This window comes from Acinetobacter sp. Ag2, from assembly GCF_001005515.1.
Lineage (GTDB): Bacteria > Pseudomonadota > Gammaproteobacteria > Pseudomonadales > Moraxellaceae > Acinetobacter > Acinetobacter bereziniae.
In genome coordinates, this window is record NZ_LBNA01000053.1 from 56094 (window position 1) to 71805 (window position 15712).

Below are 15712 nucleotides of genomic sequence, written 5' to 3' on the forward strand. Positions count from 1 at the left end.
ACTCGTTTTAAATGTGCTTAAGAAAAAATAAACTGGTTAGCGTTGTAGAGTGAGAAGCACACCTATAAAAATCACCACGCCACCTAAAAGACGTTGCCAGTTGACTGGCACTTTATCTGTACCCAATACACCAAAGTGATCAATGATCATTGATGTGGCGATCTGCCCGAAGATAATCAACCCTGAAAGGGTTAAGAAACCAAGTTTGGGGGCAGTATAAATACTAATACTAATGGCATAAACCCCAAGACAACCACCTAGCCAGAGATACCAAGGAATCACAGCTAAACTGTGTAGTGTTGGTTTTTGTTCAGACTGGAAGATTACCAAAACTACGAGCAATAGTGTACCCACCAAAAAAGATAAAAGCGCGGCTTGTAAAGGGGAGTAAAGATATTCACGCAGTTGCGTATTGATGGCTGTTTGAAACGCCATAGCAATACCAATGCCCATGGTGAGTGGTAAAAGAAATAACAATTGACTGGATAATTTCATCATTCTTGTTCATCTACTTTTTATTGCGCATATCCAGTCTAAAGCAATTTGATGAGTTGTTCTAATCAGAAGCTAGAAGTCATGTTAAAATTAATTATTCTGTTAGTTGCTTTGAGCTTTTCTTTGACTGCTTTAATCCCTCAAAATATTCCATTATCACTTTATATCCATATGCCGTGGTGTGTGCGTAAGTGTCCGTATTGTGATTTTAATTCGCATGCAGTACCCGACGGAAAATTATCTTTAGATTTGGAACACGAATATTTACAGGCATTGGTTGAAGACTTTAAAACGCAAATTGAATTTGCCCAAGGGCGAGAAATTCATAGTGTGTTTATTGGTGGGGGGACGCCGTCACTTATTTCAGCTCAAGGTTATCAATGGTTATTTTCTCAATTAAAAGCCTTACTGCCTTTTGAGCCGGATTGTGAAATTACTTTAGAAGCCAATCCGGGAACAGTTGAACATGATCCTTTTGCAAGTTATTTAGCTGCAGGTATTAATCGATTATCCATAGGCGTGCAAAGTTTTAATACCGAACATTTAAAGAAATTAGGGCGTATTCATTCCAATGATGATGCTGTTTCAGCGATTCGAAATGCTCGAGAAGCAGGCTTTCAACGAGTGAATGTTGACTTGATGCATGGATTACCAGAACAGACCTTGGAACAGGCGTTATACGACTTAAAACTGGCTGTTGAAAATGGTGCGACACATATTTCCTGGTATCAATTAACCATTGAACCCAATACAGTTTTTTTCCGTACACAACCGATTTTGCCAGTCGATGATGTTTTAGAGGCGATACAGGAACAAGGTGAGCAATATTTAAAAGCTAGTGGTTTTATCAATTATGAGGTGTCTGCTTGGCGTAAAGAGCAACCATCAGCGCATAATTTGAATTACTGGCAATTTGGTGATTATCTGGCAATTGGTGCAGGGGCACATGGCAAAGTTACTCAAACTGATGGTGTTTACCGCTATCAAAAGACCCGTTTGCCTAAAGACTATTTAGCCAAAGTGCCTGCTGAACATTTGCAGTTTAAACGTATTGAAGATGTTGAGATGCCGTTTGAATTTATGATGAATGCTTTGCGTTTAAATGATGGTGTCGTTGCTGAACTCTATACTGAACGTACAGGTTTGAATCTTGAGGATTTAAATGAGCGAATCAGCCCATTAAAACAGCGTCATTTAATGGTCAATGATGCAACACGCTTGTCCTGTACGGCGCAAGGGCATATATTTTTAAACTCTGTTTTAGAGGCATTTTTATAAATATATTGCTCAAAATAAACAGCAGGAGATATCCAGTTTTGTTATGCTGTGACCGAAAATAAATATTTTAAATCTTTAGGTTATAACAATGAATAAATATCTCATCAGTCTGTTTTTTGCCCTAACAGCAATCTCAATTGCTCACGCGAAAAGTGCAGTTCCCCAGTTTCGTGATTATCCTGTGAAATCGGTATATACGGGTAAGACCGCCAAACTGGATATTTCTGATCCAAGTGCCAATATGTTTCGTACTCGACTGAGAGATGCTTTGAAAGAAAAACCAGATTTTGCTGGTGAATATGTCACCACCATGTGGGGATGTGGTGCAAGTTGTAGAATGTATTCTTTCGTCAATAAACGTACAGGGCAACTGTTAGCTGATGGTTTTGGGGACGAGGCACGAACAGAAGATGTCATCGCAACACGTGCGAATAGTCGTTTATTGGTCACACAAGAAGAACATATGGATCAAAACTATGAAGTTGATCAAGTCACTACTCGTTTTTATGTACTCGAAAAAAGCCGCTTTAAGCTGCTGAAAACCATCGTTGAACCTGTGTCAAAAAATCAAAAATAAGGCAAAACAAGAGATGATTTTTTGGATTTATGCACAGAAATTTTTAAAAACTTAGCATTTATTTAACCTGAGTTCGATAAAAATCCTTGATGAAAGATGATACAGTCAAACCGCCTAGTTATTCATACAAGTGATTTGGATGATTCATTTATTTTGTACTTTTTGAATCATTGATGGTCTTGCTATCGTGAGGCGACATGGATGTCGCCATGTTGAGCGGGGGTAAAGGATGTACCCCTCGCTCAACGAAAGATTTTTGTCACTTTTCATCTCTGAAAAGTGAGCCATCGCCTACGCAAAAGAATTTAAACTTTAGCATTAAAGCGTGGCAGTGCAAGCTTTAGATTATCAAACAATCTATTGATCGCTTTTATTTTATTGATCAAGAGAAATGAAACGCTATTGATGGTTGCGCTTGCGGAGCTCCGCTCCTCATCCTAAAATTTGATGAAAACCCAGCAAGACTCCTCAGAGATTTATTATTTTTCAATGAGTTGAAGATTTAATTGCATCGAATTCACGTTGTTTAGTATGTTTTAGTGCATGGTGGGTGACTAAAAATGCGAAAAAATCAGCTTTCTATTGTTATAAACAAGTAGAAAAGAGGATGAGTTATCGCATATTCCGGCAGAATTTCAATTAACTTTCCTTAAAAATACAAAAGAGCGCCGAAGCGCTCTTTCTATTTTTCTTAGCGAAAACCTACATATTAGTAGTCAAAACTAAAATGTTCAGCGTCAAGTGACATCATGGTCTTAGATGGGTTGACCATCGACTCAGCATGTCCTTGTGCACGCGGTAACAATTGCTCAAAGTAGAAATCAGCAACTTTGATTTTTGCTTTATAGAACTCAGGAACTTCAGCACCATTTCCTGACGCCAATTTTTCAGAAGCCACGGCTGCTTGTTGTGCCCAGTAATAAGCCATCATTGCATAACCAGAGAACATCAAGAAATCTACAGAAGCAGAAGAAACGATGTCACGGTCTTTACGTGCTGCAAGCATGATACGAACAGTTAAAGCATTCCATTGCGCACAGATTTTAGTTAAATCCCATGCAAAGCGACGCATATATTTATTACGTGCATGTTGACCACAGAACTTCAAGATTTCAGCGGTGTATTCACGAACCACTTTACCTTTAGAAGAAAGCAATACTTTACGCCCGATCAAATCAAGTGCCTGTACGCCAGTTGTACCTTCATACAAGGTTGAAATACGTGCATCACGTGCAATTTGTTCCATGCCATGTTCTTTAATATAACCATGACCACCAAAGACTTGCATCCCGTGATTTGCAGCCTCTAAGCCCATTTCTGTTAAGAAGCCCTTGAGAATTGGCGTATAAAAACCAAGTTTATCGTCATATTCATCAAATTTTGCTTGATCACCTTGCGCCAAAGCATCAGTCATCTTATCAGCCAATTGAGCAGCATGATAAATCATTGAACGACCACCTTCAGCAATTGCCTTTTGGGTCAATAACATGCGACGAACATCAGCATGGTGAATAATTGCATCGGCAACTTTCTCTGGATCTTTTTTACCTGAAAGTGCACGCATAGACATACGATCTTTTGCATAAGGCAGTGCGCCTTGGAATGCTAACTCAGCATGTGCAAGACCTTGAACTGCAGTACCAATACGTGCAGTGTTCATGAAGGTAAACATGGCATGTAAGCCTCTGTTTACTTCACCGATCAAGTAACCTGTTGCAGCATCAAAGTTCAATACCGCAGTTGCTGACGCACGAATCCCCATTTTGTGTTCGATTGAACCACAAGTCACTGGGTTGCGTTCACCAATACCGCCATCTACCGTTGGGATAAATTTTGGTACGATAAATAATGAAATCCCTTTTGTGCCAGCAGGTGCATCTGGTAAGCGCGCAAGTACGATATGAATGATATTTTCAGTCAGATCATGTTCACCCGCAGAGATAAAGATTTTTGTACCAGTGATGGCATAAGTTCCATCTTCTTTTGGCTCTGCTTTGGTTTTAACTTGTCCTAAGTCTGTACCACATTGTGGTTCAGTCAAACACATCGTACCTGACCAAGTACCAGCAGTAAGATGTGGCATGTAGGTTGCTTTTTGCTCATCTGTACCAAATTGCATGATGGTGTTCATACAGCCCATGCTTAAACCTGGGTACATCGTGAATGACCAGTTTGCAGTTCCCATCATTTCTGATTTAATCAGATTTAAAGACATTGGTAAGCCCTGACCACCAAACTCTTCTGGGTACGACAAACCTTGCCAACCACCTTGAACGAATTGATCGTAAGCTTCTTTAAATCCTTTTGGTGTAGTGACTTCACCTTCTTTAAAATGGCAACCTTCTTCATCGCCAGACTGATTCAAAGGAGAAAGCACATTTTCACAAAAATCTGCTGCACCTTCTAAAATCATATCAATCGTATCAGCATCGGCATTTTCGCCAATTGATAATGTTTTATAGTGCCCAGAATAGTCAAAAACTTCGTTGATTAAAAAACGAATATCACGGAGCGGCGCTTTATATGCTGGCATGTATTTAATCCTAATTTAGAAATAGTTTTGGATATTCAATCGATAGTTTCATTATTCATAATCATATGAGAAATACATTGATAAGACTCTCTAAAAGAATTGTCAGAAATGCGAATTTGGTAGAAAAAGTACATGCGAATCTGTTGGTTTTTTGATAGTATTGAACAGTTTGTTTTTGTAGTTTCATTGCTATTTTTAGTATCTTTATAATATTGAAGTGAGTCAATCTCTCATGCATTTAAAAAAATTAACATTATGTCTTTTAGGTTTGAGTTTGTCGGCATGTTCAACACATGTGATTAAAAGTAATGCTTTAAATGCAGATCAAGACGCTCCTCAACGTGCAATTCAAGGGTTTAATGCACTGTATGAATATCCTAATTTTGATTATCGTGGGCAATTTCAAGTTCATTTAGATCGCCCACAGAAAGATCAAAATCTGAAGTCTACGGATTCAAAGCAACTAGATCCTGCCATTGAAAAAAAGGTCAATCAGTATTTAAAAGATCAAAAAATTAAACTGACAGATATACAGAAAAAAGAACTTTATCAAGCGATTGCGAAACAGGATTCAAACTATATCAGTCGTTTTGTCGGCATGGGAGCAGATGTTGTTCAAAATATTGTCAATGATTTGCAAATTCGATACGACGGAACAGTGAATTATCGCCAAAAAATGGCATCGTTTAATTTAGAAACACAATACAAAAAGCCAAATTTATCTGTGGAAATGCGTATTCCTACAGTTTTGGATATGAATAATTATAAATTCTATACCCATATTTTTTCGATCATGCCTTATTTGGCAAATTCTCAAGATCAAGACAAATATGCGTATTATGATTTTTCAAAATATAAAGATGATATTAACAAGGTGAATGGCAAAGCCTTGATCGAGTTGCTTAAACAGTCGGGTGCAACTTCATATTTAATTGCCGCGCCTCATCAAATTGAAAATCTTGCAGTGAGTTCTGCGGACAAGCAAGCAGGAATCGTGGAAAAAATTCGCTTAAATACATCAGTAGAAGAAATGTTCTTACAAGGGCAATTATACTCTACAGTGAATCGTCAATATTTGATGAATTCAGTGTTTGGATTGAATCAATCTAATATTGCAAAAATCCTAGGACCGAGTAGCGACAGTCAGGCAAGTGATGAGGCTTATGAAGCTGCTCAGGAAGCGATGAAAGCTGCAGATGAAGCGCTAGCAGGCATCACATCGAGTGATGATAGTGCCAATGATGCATCAAGCGCAATGTATCAACTTTACAATGCCGTCAATCGTAAGTCTCATGAAGATTTAGAGGAAGAAGTTGAAGCAGGGGATGCAGCACAAGCAGCACGTGCTGCTGTAGAAGATGACGGAGACGATGCGACTGCTGATCAAGATCAAGAGCGTGATTCTGACGATGAGGCTGTTGAAGCTGCAGCAGACGGCAATACGACAAAAATCTTAACTGAGCAACAATGTGAAGATTTGACCAAAGCTAAAGCAAATCCTCGTTTTGGTGATGTGGAATATTGTCAATATCATTACGAAATAGACGTCTTAAAAGGTGAGCAACAAAAAGAATCCTCATCAGATACTGCGTTGAGAGAGAAAAATAAGACTGCATTGGTCAGCACATTTAATGGCTATGCGAAAGATCAGTTGGTCGATGCGCAACAATTTAAACAATTGTGGAATCAACATCTCACTGAGATTGAAAGCAGTTTGCCAGCTCCAGACAAACGTAATCCACTGATCGTTGATTTGTCATTGGACAATAAAGGACGAGCAGTTAAAGCAGATTATGATATGGGCTTAGATTTAGATACCTTAAATCGTAAGTTAAACATTAAAATGGACATGCAATTCCTTAATTATGGCAATGCAAGCAAGATTGATCAAAATGTTCTCAAACAGGCGAAACCTTTTAAAGAGATCTTTAAAGGCAGCATTATGGAACAAGCGGTGGGTGGAATATCGGGTTCAGAACGTAGTGATGAGCAAAAATACTTAAGTTTAGATGAACGTTTAGAGCAACTGGCACAACAAGTATTTGCACAAACTGGCTCTTATGAAAAAACCTATAAAGCAGTTTTTATTGCAAAATTGACTGCACAAAAGCCTGAATTGATCAAACAATATTCTGCTCAAGATTTACAAGAAATCGCAGCAATTTATGCTTATTCTTACTCAGATGAAGAAATCTACAATCCAAAAGGGCAGGCTTTGAAACAAATTCAAGCCCTACAGAAAAAGCATCATTTAGAAGATGATCATCAGTACGATGATGAACTTGGAAATGATGTAGATGAGATTGTTGCTAAAATCTGGAAAGCTCAACAAAGTACTTTAGAGGTGCAGGGTTTAGTTAAAAAATATAAAACAACCGAAGCTGTGTTTGCACAATATTACATGCAGAAGTTTGAAGCAGAAAATGAGATTGAAAAGTCTCAGCGTGGAGAGTTTATAAAAACAGCAAAAGTTTTAGCAAAATCTTATGTTGCATTTAAAAATAATAAGTTTAATGATCAAGTCGTATCGACATTGAATGTTGATTCTAATGAATTTATTGATTATGACTTATTCAAGCAAGCTTATCAGGCATTGAGTGATGCCAAGTTAAAGTAATTGTCTTGTAGCGATTGATAAAAAAGAACCTCAATAGAGGTTCTTTTTTTGATGCTTATTCTGTCCTAGATAAGCATTCTACAGAGCTTATACATCAGTATACATTCAGAGAAAATCTTTTAGATTTGGACGGACACCATTCCAGATATAAAATGCCTCTATTGCTTGCCCAACCAACATACCAAAACCTTCCGAGCTTGGAACTTGACGTGCTTTGGCTTGTTCAATAAAACTTGATGCTTTGCCATATGCCATTTCATATGCATGATTAAATGTTAATGTTTCAGGGAGTATAAGGGCGTCACCACTTAGGCTTGCTGAGGTCGCATTGATAACAAGATCAAATTGTCCCTGTAATGCTGTTAAGCTACAAGCCATCAGCTGTGCTTCAGGCACGCTGTCTGCTAAGTCTGCAACCAATTGTTCAGCACGAGCAAGTGTACGGTTGGCGATCACGATTTTTTTTACCCCTGCTTTTACCAACGGATAGATGACACCCCGAGTTGCACCACCTGCACCAATAATCAGCAAGTCTGCATCCTTTAAGTCCCAATCCAAAGCTTTAATGGCATCGACCAGACCTTGACCATCTGTATTGTCTCCGTGTAGCTCACCATTTTCCATCCATAGCGTGTTTACAGCTTTGGCAATTTTTGCGCGTTCAGTAAGTTGCGTACACATGGCAAAAGCTTGTTCTTTAAAAGGAACTGTGACATTGATTCCTACGCCATTTTGAGAGAAAAACTCATGCACACTGCTTTCAAAACCATCTAGTGGGGCTAGACGTCTGCTGTAATTCAGATCAATACCTGTTTTCTTTGCAAAAGCATGATGTAACTCAGGAGAACGAGAATGTTCAATCGGATTGCCAATGACTGCGAATTGTTTGCTCATGTCCAATGTCCAAGTATTGATAATATTGATTTTTAAGGCATGGCAACAATATACGGGAAAACGTTGAAGACAACAAAAAGTATCTTGGCGTACTTTGGGATTAAATCGTTATATTTTGATTGTTAAGATTTAAAAAAAAGAGAAATTATTTTTGAATTATGGATTACATACAGATTCTAGAAAATCGAGAAAAATCATCGCAAAAACGACAACAAAACCAATCGATAAAACAACACTGGAAGTAATTGAAATGCTATCCGATAAATCATTGGTAGAGATGATTGTGGTTGAAACAGAACACACCAGTAAAAACAGAATGCCTACTGAAAGTGTAAGTTTATGATTTTCTAATAAATTCCTCATATCAACCTCTCGCGTTAACTGCTATAATCTTCTGATATTCAATATAAATTTATCGAAAAAATTAAGGAAATTTTAAGTCTGCTATAGTAGCCGAGTTTAAGGTTAATTTAAATTAAAAAGCTGCGTTATTGTGAATAATTCTCATCTTAATTGTGAGTAAATCTTTCAAAACTTATTTTGATGAAGCATAAAAAAGCTACCTCATGTGACTGGGTAGCTTTTTTTTTATTATTTTAGGTCATTTGAGTATAGATAACCAATCATGAGGTTTTAAATAATATTCGGTTAATTGTTTTTCTGGGCTCTGTTCGTCCCATTCAGGACGATAAGACCATGCTGCAAGCGGTGGCATACTGACCAAAATAGATTCAATGCGCCCCCCCGTTTGTAAACCAAATAAAGTGCCTCGGTCATAGACGAGGTTATACTCAACATAACGACCACGACGATACAACTGGAAATCTCGTTGGGCTTCGGTATAGGGTTTATCTTGATTGCGTTGAAAAATAGGCAAGATGGCTTTTAAATAACCGTTACCCACAGCTTGCATATATTCAAAGCATTTTTCAAAATCCCACTGATTTAAATCATCAAAAAACAAGCCACCAACACCACGTTGTTCATCTCGATGTTTTAAATAGAAATAATCATCACACCATTGCTTATGTTCTGTATAGACTTCTTCTCCAAAGGGTTTGCATAAATCAAATGCGCTTTGATGCCAACTCAATACGTCTTCTTGATTGGGATAAAATGGTGTCAGATCAAAACCACCTCCAAACCACCAAATTGGCTCTTGACCTTCGGGTTCAGCGACGAATAAGCGAACATTGGCATGAGAGGTCGGCACATTTGGATTTTTGGGATGAATCACCAAGGATACGCCTAATGCTTGAGCTTTAGCTCCTGCTATAGCAGGATGGCGCTCAGTCGCAGAAGCAGGTAGTTTTGAAATATTGATGTGCGAGAACATCACACCACCTTTTTCAATCACTGTGCCGTTTTGTAAAACGCGGGAACGACCACCGCCACCCTCAGGTCGTTGCCAATCATCCACTTCAAATTTTGCAGTCCCTTGACCTAATTGTTCTTGTTGTTCCAAAGCTGAACAAATTCGCGCTTGTAAGTCGACAAGAAACGTACGAACACGTTGAATATCTTCAGAGGTTGGGTTTTGCATGACGATCCTCAAAGGCGCACAAAATGATTTTATACATCAAAGCATAAAACCATTAAAAAAGAAAACCATTGAAAAAAGAAGATGTTTTTTTTGAATACTTTTGCTACTGGATTCAATGCATAAGAATATTATTGACTGTTTCAAGTCTTTTATAAAAAATCCCGAGCAATTCGCTAGGTTGAAATCTATGTTTAAGCTCAGCACAATGGATTGAGGATAGAGGCACTCGTGTGCATTTATAGGTTTGTAAATCTTAATATGGTACTGAGCAGTAAATATGAGTTGTTCTTTAATTCAGAAATATAATGTGGCTGGTCCACGTTATACCAGTTATCCAACAGTTCCGTATTGGGATGAAAGTTCTTTTTCATTGCAACAATGGAAACAGACCCTAAAGCGTTCTTTTGACGAGTCTAATCAAAGTGAGGGCATTAGCTTATATATCCATTTACCGTTTTGTGAGAGTTTATGTACTTTCTGTGGATGTCATAAGAAAGTGACCAAACGGCATGAAATGGAGCAACCTTATATCCAAGCCGTTTTAAAAGAGTGGGATTTGTATTGTCAATTACTTCAAGAAAAACCCATCATTAAAGAAATTCATTTGGGTGGTGGTACACCGACTTTTTTTTCAATAGAGCATTTACAACAGCTTATTCAAGGTGTCTTAGCCAAAGCTGATATTGCGAAAGACTATGAATTTAGTTTTGAGGGACATCCAAATAATACAACACGTGCGCATTTGCAAGCATTGTATGATCTCGGATTCCGCCGCGTAAGCTATGGTGTGCAAGACTATAACGATACTGTTCAAAAAGCCATTCACCGTATTCAACCTTTTGAGCAGGTTGCCAATGTCACACAGTGGGCGCGTGAGATTGGCTATCGTTCAATTTCACATGATCTGGTTTTTGGTTTGCCTTTTCAAAATCTAAATGATGTTTTGAAAACAATTGATTTAACCAACAGTCTTATGCCAGATCGTTTGGCTTTTTATAGCTATGCGCATGTACCTTGGATTAAGGGGAATGGACAGCGTGGTTTTAAAGATCAAGATGTTCCAAAAGATGATGTGAAGCGAACCTTGTATGAAGCGGGTAAAAAGCAACTCTTAGCGCATGGTTATCATGAAATTGGCATGGATCATTTTGCCTTAGCACAAGATGGTATGTATCAATCTTTTCAGGCGGGTACACTGCATCGCAACTTTATGGGCTATACATCGTCAAAAACACAACTCATGGTTGGTCTTGGAATATCTTCGATCAGTGATAGCTGGTATAGCTTTGCTCAGAATGAAAAAGACCTGGAAGCATACTATGCGTGTCTAGACCGTGATGAAATTCCTGTCGTAAAAGGTCATGTACTGAGTGCTGAAGACTTGAAAATTCGTCAGCATATTTTAAATTTAATGTGTACTTTTCAGACATCATGGGCTGAGCCGTCTATGGATTTCACAGAACGAGCTCAGGTTATCGAGCAACTTATCGAGATGCAACAGGATGGTTTGCTGACAATTGAAACAGATCGAATTGTGATTACTGAACAAGGCAAGCCTTTTGTTCGTAATATTTGTATGGCTTTTGATTTGCATTTAAAACGAAGAAAGCCTGAAACACAGATTTTCTCAATGACAATTTGATGAAAACTTAATGCCGTTTTTTTAATCATTTTCAATCTTTATGAGGGCTCTATTCTGAGCTAAAACATCCTGAGCTAAAACGGCTTTGAACGTTAGAGGAGGTATAGTGCATACCTCCGACTATCAAGCAGACGATGGTTTTTATCACTGCGTTTAGCAATTTCTCAAAAACATACTTGCAACGAATCAGTGATTAAAAATCATCTTTCTCATACATATGAGACATACGATCGTGTTTGGTTTTTAAATAATCTTCATTGAATTTATTTAAGCCAACAGTTAAAGGAACACGATCAACAACGTCTATACCCAAATCTGTTAGCGCTTTTAGTTTTAACGGATTATTGGTGATTAACTTGACTTGTTTAACCTGTAAATGATCCAACATGATGCTACACATGTCATATTGGCGAGCATCAGCAGGGAGGTTTAACAATAAATTGGCATCTACAGTATCATGACCTTGGTCTTGTAAAGCATATGCACGAATTTTATTGGTTAAACCAATTCCGCGACCTTCTTGGCGCAAATATAAAATTACACCTTGACCTGCCTCATTCATCATTTTCATGGTGTTATGTAACTGTGGACCACAGTCACATTTCAATGAGCCAAATGCATCACCAGTTAAGCATTCGGAATGAATGCGAACTAAAACAGGATGTGTGGGAGCGATTTCTAAACCCTTAGAAAGAGCAACATGCTCTTCGCCTGTCAACGGATCTTGAAATACAGAAATTTTAAAATCACCATAAGCGGTGGGTAATTTTGAAGTGGCAACAAACTCTATTGACACAGAATCTTCCATCTATTTGTTTAGAAATTAGCTAAAGTATAGCGTAATGCTTGGACATTGGTAGAATTGAAAAGCATGTTTTTATAGATAACTTTGCGATAAAAAATTCTTTTTTGTATAAAGCGCACGATAATAGTTGATATATAGATAGATTATTCATGATAATTGACACCAAGAGCACACTTGCTGACTTGGAAGTCTCCAATGACGCATCATTATAAATGTGGCTGATCGAATGTGATATGATTTGTTTTCACAATCATGCTAACCCGTGTACCTAGCTTAGATTTGCCAGGCTTTAGAAGGCTTTGCCACATATGTTGTATACCGAAATACCTAATCAACGTCCTGTTACGCCATTGTTGGATGAAGTAGACCATCCTCAACAATTACGTCAGCTTGAGCAAAGCCAATTGGTGCAGGTCGCAGACGAATTGCGTCAATTCATTTTGTATGCTGCTGGACAAAGTGGCGGGCATTTTGGGGCAAACCTCGGCGTTATTGAACTCACTGTCGCTTTACATTATTGCTTTGAAACACCTAAAGATCGTCTAGTTTGGGATGTGGGGCATCAAGCTTACCCACACAAAGCATTGACTGGTCGTCGTGAACAATTAACCACGATTCGTTCCAAAAATGGTTTGGCTGCTTTCCCTGCACGAGAAGAATCAGAGTTTGACACTTTTGGTGTTGGTCACTCTTCAACTGCGATTTCAGCGGGCTTAGGTATGGCGTTAGCACGTCGTTATCAAAAAGATCCTTGTGAAGTCGTGGCGATTGTGGGGGATGGTGCGATGACGGCAGGTATGGCTTTTGAAGCCATGAATGATGCTGTTGCACACAATGCTGATTTGATTGTGGTACTGAATGACAATGATATGTCTATTTCGTGTAGCACAGGCGGTTTTGCAAAGCATTTGGCTGCAATTTGGGAACAAGGGCAATTCATCAATATTGATGAAGAGGGGCAAGCTTTTGTTCAAGACTGTCCAGAGTGGGACTACAATTCTCGTTTACACCAGTCAGCAACAGATGCAGCCGATAATTTATTTAAAGCAATTGGCTTTGATTATTTTGGTCCATTTGATGGTCACGATGTTGAGCAGATGGTACAAGTATTCAATGCATTGAAAAAACGTAAAGGTCCACGTTTAATCCATGTATATACGGTAAAAGGTAAAGGCTTTGCACCTGCCGAAGCTGATCAAATCAAATATCATGCGATCGGTAAAACGCATGCTTCGCCTGCTAAAAATTCAGCGCCGAAATATTCAGATGTATTTGGGCAATGGTTATGTGATGAAGCCAAACAAGATCAACGATTGTTAGCGATCACACCAGCGATGTGTGAAGGTTCGGGGATGGTGCAGTTTGCCAAACAATTCCCAGAACGCTACTTTGATGTCGCGATTGCAGAGCAACATGCAGTCACTTTAGCAGCAGGTATGGCTTGTGAAGGCTTAAAACCTGTTGTTGCAATTTATTCGACCTTCTTGCAACGTGGTTATGATCAATTGATACATGATGTTGCTTTGCAAAATCTCGATGTAACCTTTGGTATTGATCGTGCGGGATTGGTTGGAGAAGATGGACCGACTCATGCTGGCGCTTATGATTATGCTTATATGCGTACAGTACCGAATATGGTGATCATGGCACCAAAAGACGAAAACGAATGTCGTCAGATGTTGCACACTGCCTATTTATATCCAGGTCCTACGGCTGTGCGTTATCCACGAGGAAATGGTTTAGGGGTTGAAATCCAGCAACAACTGACTGAGCTTGAAATTGGTCAAGCCGAATTATTATTAGAACTCAATACTGAACATGATGAAGGTATGAGTATTTTAGCATTTGGTAGTCGTGTCCAGCCTGCCTTGGAGGCAGCTAAACAGCTTGCTCAACAACTGGATATTGCCGTTCGTGTGGTGAATATGCGTTTTGTTAAACCACTAGATGAGCAGATCATTCGTGATTTGGTGGATAAAACCAGTTTATTTGTTACCGTGGAAGAACACGCTGTCATGGCAGGTGCAGGAAGTGCGGTGAATGAATTTTTAGCACATGCTCAAATCATAAAACCGATTTTAAACTTAGGTTTACCTGATGAGTTTCTGGCTCAAGCAACTCATACTGAAATGCTTCAAGACTGTGGTCTAGATGCGGATGGCATCAAAAACTCAATTCAGCAGACATGGTTGAAACTTGTTCAACATGTTTAAATGACTGTAAAAACTCAATATGTAAAATTTTAGAAACAAAATTTCCCAAAAAGCGCAGATATTTGTTAAAATGCCTGCGCTTTTATGCATTATTCTTTATCAGTATCTTCAAATTTGTAGTGGGTGTTCAATGGAACCTATGGTGGTGATGGCTGCGCGTGCGGCTCAATTAGTTGGTCAAGAGCTTTTAAAAGCGCATCAAAATCGTCATAAACTCGATCTACAAGTCGAAGAAAAAGGGATTGATGGTCCTGTGACTCGTGTAGACCGTTACATTGAGCAACTTACCATTGATACACTTCGTAAAAGTTATAAAAATCACAGCTTCCTTGGTGAAGAATTTGGTCTACAAGAAGGTAAAGGTCACGATGCCGATTGGTGTTGGGTGATCGATCCACTTGATGGCACTTTAAACTTTATCAATGGTTTTCCACATTTCTGTGTATCTATTGCAGTTCAACATAAAGGTGTAACTCAACACGGTGTTATTTATGACCCTGTAAAAGATGAGTTATTCTCAGCAAGCCGTGGTCGCGGTGCTATGTTGAATCAACGCCGTATTCGCGTAAATGTTAAAGACAGCCTTGAAAATACTTTTGTTGGTGTAGGACATGCTTATCGTGCAAAACGTAACGGTGAAATTGTTTCTTATGCAAAAAATCACTTTGAATCTTTGTTAAATGTCACTGAAGCTGGCGCACAATATCGTCGTGCAGGTTCTGCTGCATTAGATTTGGCTTATGTTGCTGCTGGTCGTTTAGATGCTTATTTTGAACTTGGTTTAAAGCCTTGGGATATTGCGGCAGGTGAATTGATTGTGAAAGAAGCGGGCGGTACAGTTGTTGATGCTCGTGGTGGTTCAGAATCAATGGAAAATGGTCAAGTTATCGCTTGTTCTATGAAGTTGTTAAAACCATTGATGCAACAAGTTGTTCCAGCATGGGGCGAAGCTGCGAAATAATTTTTAATTATTTGTGTAGATTGAGTTTTAAAAAGCCTTCATGTGAATGAAGGCTTTTTTATGTTATTTTTAAAACACAAGTTAAAGCAAAAAACACTGCTTTTCCTTGTTTTTTTATTTGTTTCTGCATGGATATTGATAGAGATATTATATG

Annotated in this window: 12 protein-coding genes; 6 read left to right on the forward strand and 6 right to left on the reverse strand. The window is 38.6% G+C overall.

Features of this window, described 5'->3' with window-relative positions:
* Nucleotides 1–36: 36 nt before the first annotated feature.
* On the reverse strand, nt 37–498 hold the full coding sequence (locus AAV97_RS13655; RefSeq protein ID WP_046760855.1) for a DMT family transporter: 462 nt from the start codon (nt 496–498) through the stop codon (nt 37–39).
* A gap of 78 nt (nt 499–576) precedes the next feature.
* On the opposite strand from AAV97_RS13655, the gene hemW reads away from it, so the two are divergent.
* A complete protein-coding gene (gene hemW / locus AAV97_RS13660) occupies nt 577–1773 on the forward strand; it encodes a radical SAM family heme chaperone HemW (protein ID WP_046760856.1) in 1197 nt (398 codons plus the stop codon).
* Between the two features lie 88 nt (nt 1774–1861).
* A complete protein-coding gene (locus AAV97_RS13665) occupies nt 1862–2350 on the forward strand; it encodes a hypothetical protein (RefSeq protein WP_046760857.1) in 489 nt (162 codons plus the stop codon).
* Nucleotides 2351–3059: 709 nt separating this feature from the next.
* On the opposite strand, the gene AAV97_RS13670 is transcribed toward AAV97_RS13665, so the two are convergent.
* On the reverse strand, nt 3060–4883 hold the full coding sequence (locus tag AAV97_RS13670; RefSeq protein ID WP_009586038.1) for an acyl-CoA dehydrogenase C-terminal domain-containing protein: 1824 nt from the start codon (nt 4881–4883) through the stop codon (nt 3060–3062).
* Nucleotides 4884–5115: 232 nt separating this feature from the next.
* On the opposite strand from AAV97_RS13670, the gene AAV97_RS13675 reads away from it, so the two are divergent.
* The gene (locus AAV97_RS13675; protein WP_046760858.1) at nt 5116–7500 is read left to right on the forward strand and encodes a hypothetical protein; all 2385 of its coding nucleotides are present in this window, start codon (nt 5116–5118) and stop codon (nt 7498–7500) included.
* 105 nt (nt 7501–7605) lie between these two features.
* Here AAV97_RS13675 and aroE read toward each other — a convergent pair whose 3' ends face one another.
* From aroE to hemF, 3 genes are all read right to left on the reverse strand, one after another.
* Nucleotides 7606–8394: a shikimate dehydrogenase gene (aroE, locus tag AAV97_RS13680; protein WP_005034179.1), complete on the reverse strand. Its 789-nt coding sequence runs from the start codon at nt 8392–8394 to the stop codon at nt 7606–7608.
* 156 nt (nt 8395–8550) lie between these two features.
* Nucleotides 8551–8757, reverse strand: a complete 207-nt coding sequence (locus AAV97_RS20950) for a hypothetical protein (protein WP_004825243.1) — start codon at nt 8755–8757, stop codon at nt 8551–8553.
* Nucleotides 8758–8995: 238 nt separating this feature from the next.
* Nucleotides 8996–9937 carry an oxygen-dependent coproporphyrinogen oxidase gene (gene hemF, locus AAV97_RS13685; protein ID WP_005034177.1) on the reverse strand — a complete coding sequence of 314 codons (942 nt, stop codon included), beginning with the start codon at nt 9935–9937 and terminating at the stop codon, nt 8996–8998.
* A 277-nt stretch (nt 9938–10214) separates the two neighbouring features.
* On the opposite strand from hemF, the gene hemN reads away from it, so the two are divergent.
* Nucleotides 10215–11579 carry an oxygen-independent coproporphyrinogen III oxidase gene (hemN, locus tag AAV97_RS13690; protein WP_046760859.1) on the forward strand — a complete coding sequence of 455 codons (1365 nt, stop codon included), beginning with the start codon at nt 10215–10217 and terminating at the stop codon, nt 11577–11579.
* A 193-nt stretch (nt 11580–11772) separates the two neighbouring features.
* Here the strand turns inward: hemN and ribA are convergent, their stop codons facing one another.
* Nucleotides 11773–12375, reverse strand: coding sequence for a GTP cyclohydrolase II (ribA, locus tag AAV97_RS13695; RefSeq protein WP_010590772.1), 603 nt, complete (start codon nt 12373–12375; stop codon nt 11773–11775).
* 317 nt (nt 12376–12692) lie between these two features.
* On the opposite strand from ribA, the gene dxs reads away from it, so the two are divergent.
* Nucleotides 12693–14597: a 1-deoxy-D-xylulose-5-phosphate synthase gene (dxs, locus tag AAV97_RS13700; RefSeq protein ID WP_046760860.1), complete on the forward strand. Its 1905-nt coding sequence runs from the start codon at nt 12693–12695 to the stop codon at nt 14595–14597.
* Nucleotides 14598–14727: 130 nt separating this feature from the next.
* The gene (locus AAV97_RS13705; protein ID WP_004825232.1) at nt 14728–15558 is read left to right on the forward strand and encodes an inositol monophosphatase family protein; all 831 of its coding nucleotides are present in this window, start codon (nt 14728–14730) and stop codon (nt 15556–15558) included.
* The last annotated feature ends 154 nt before the right edge of the window (nt 15559–15712 follow it).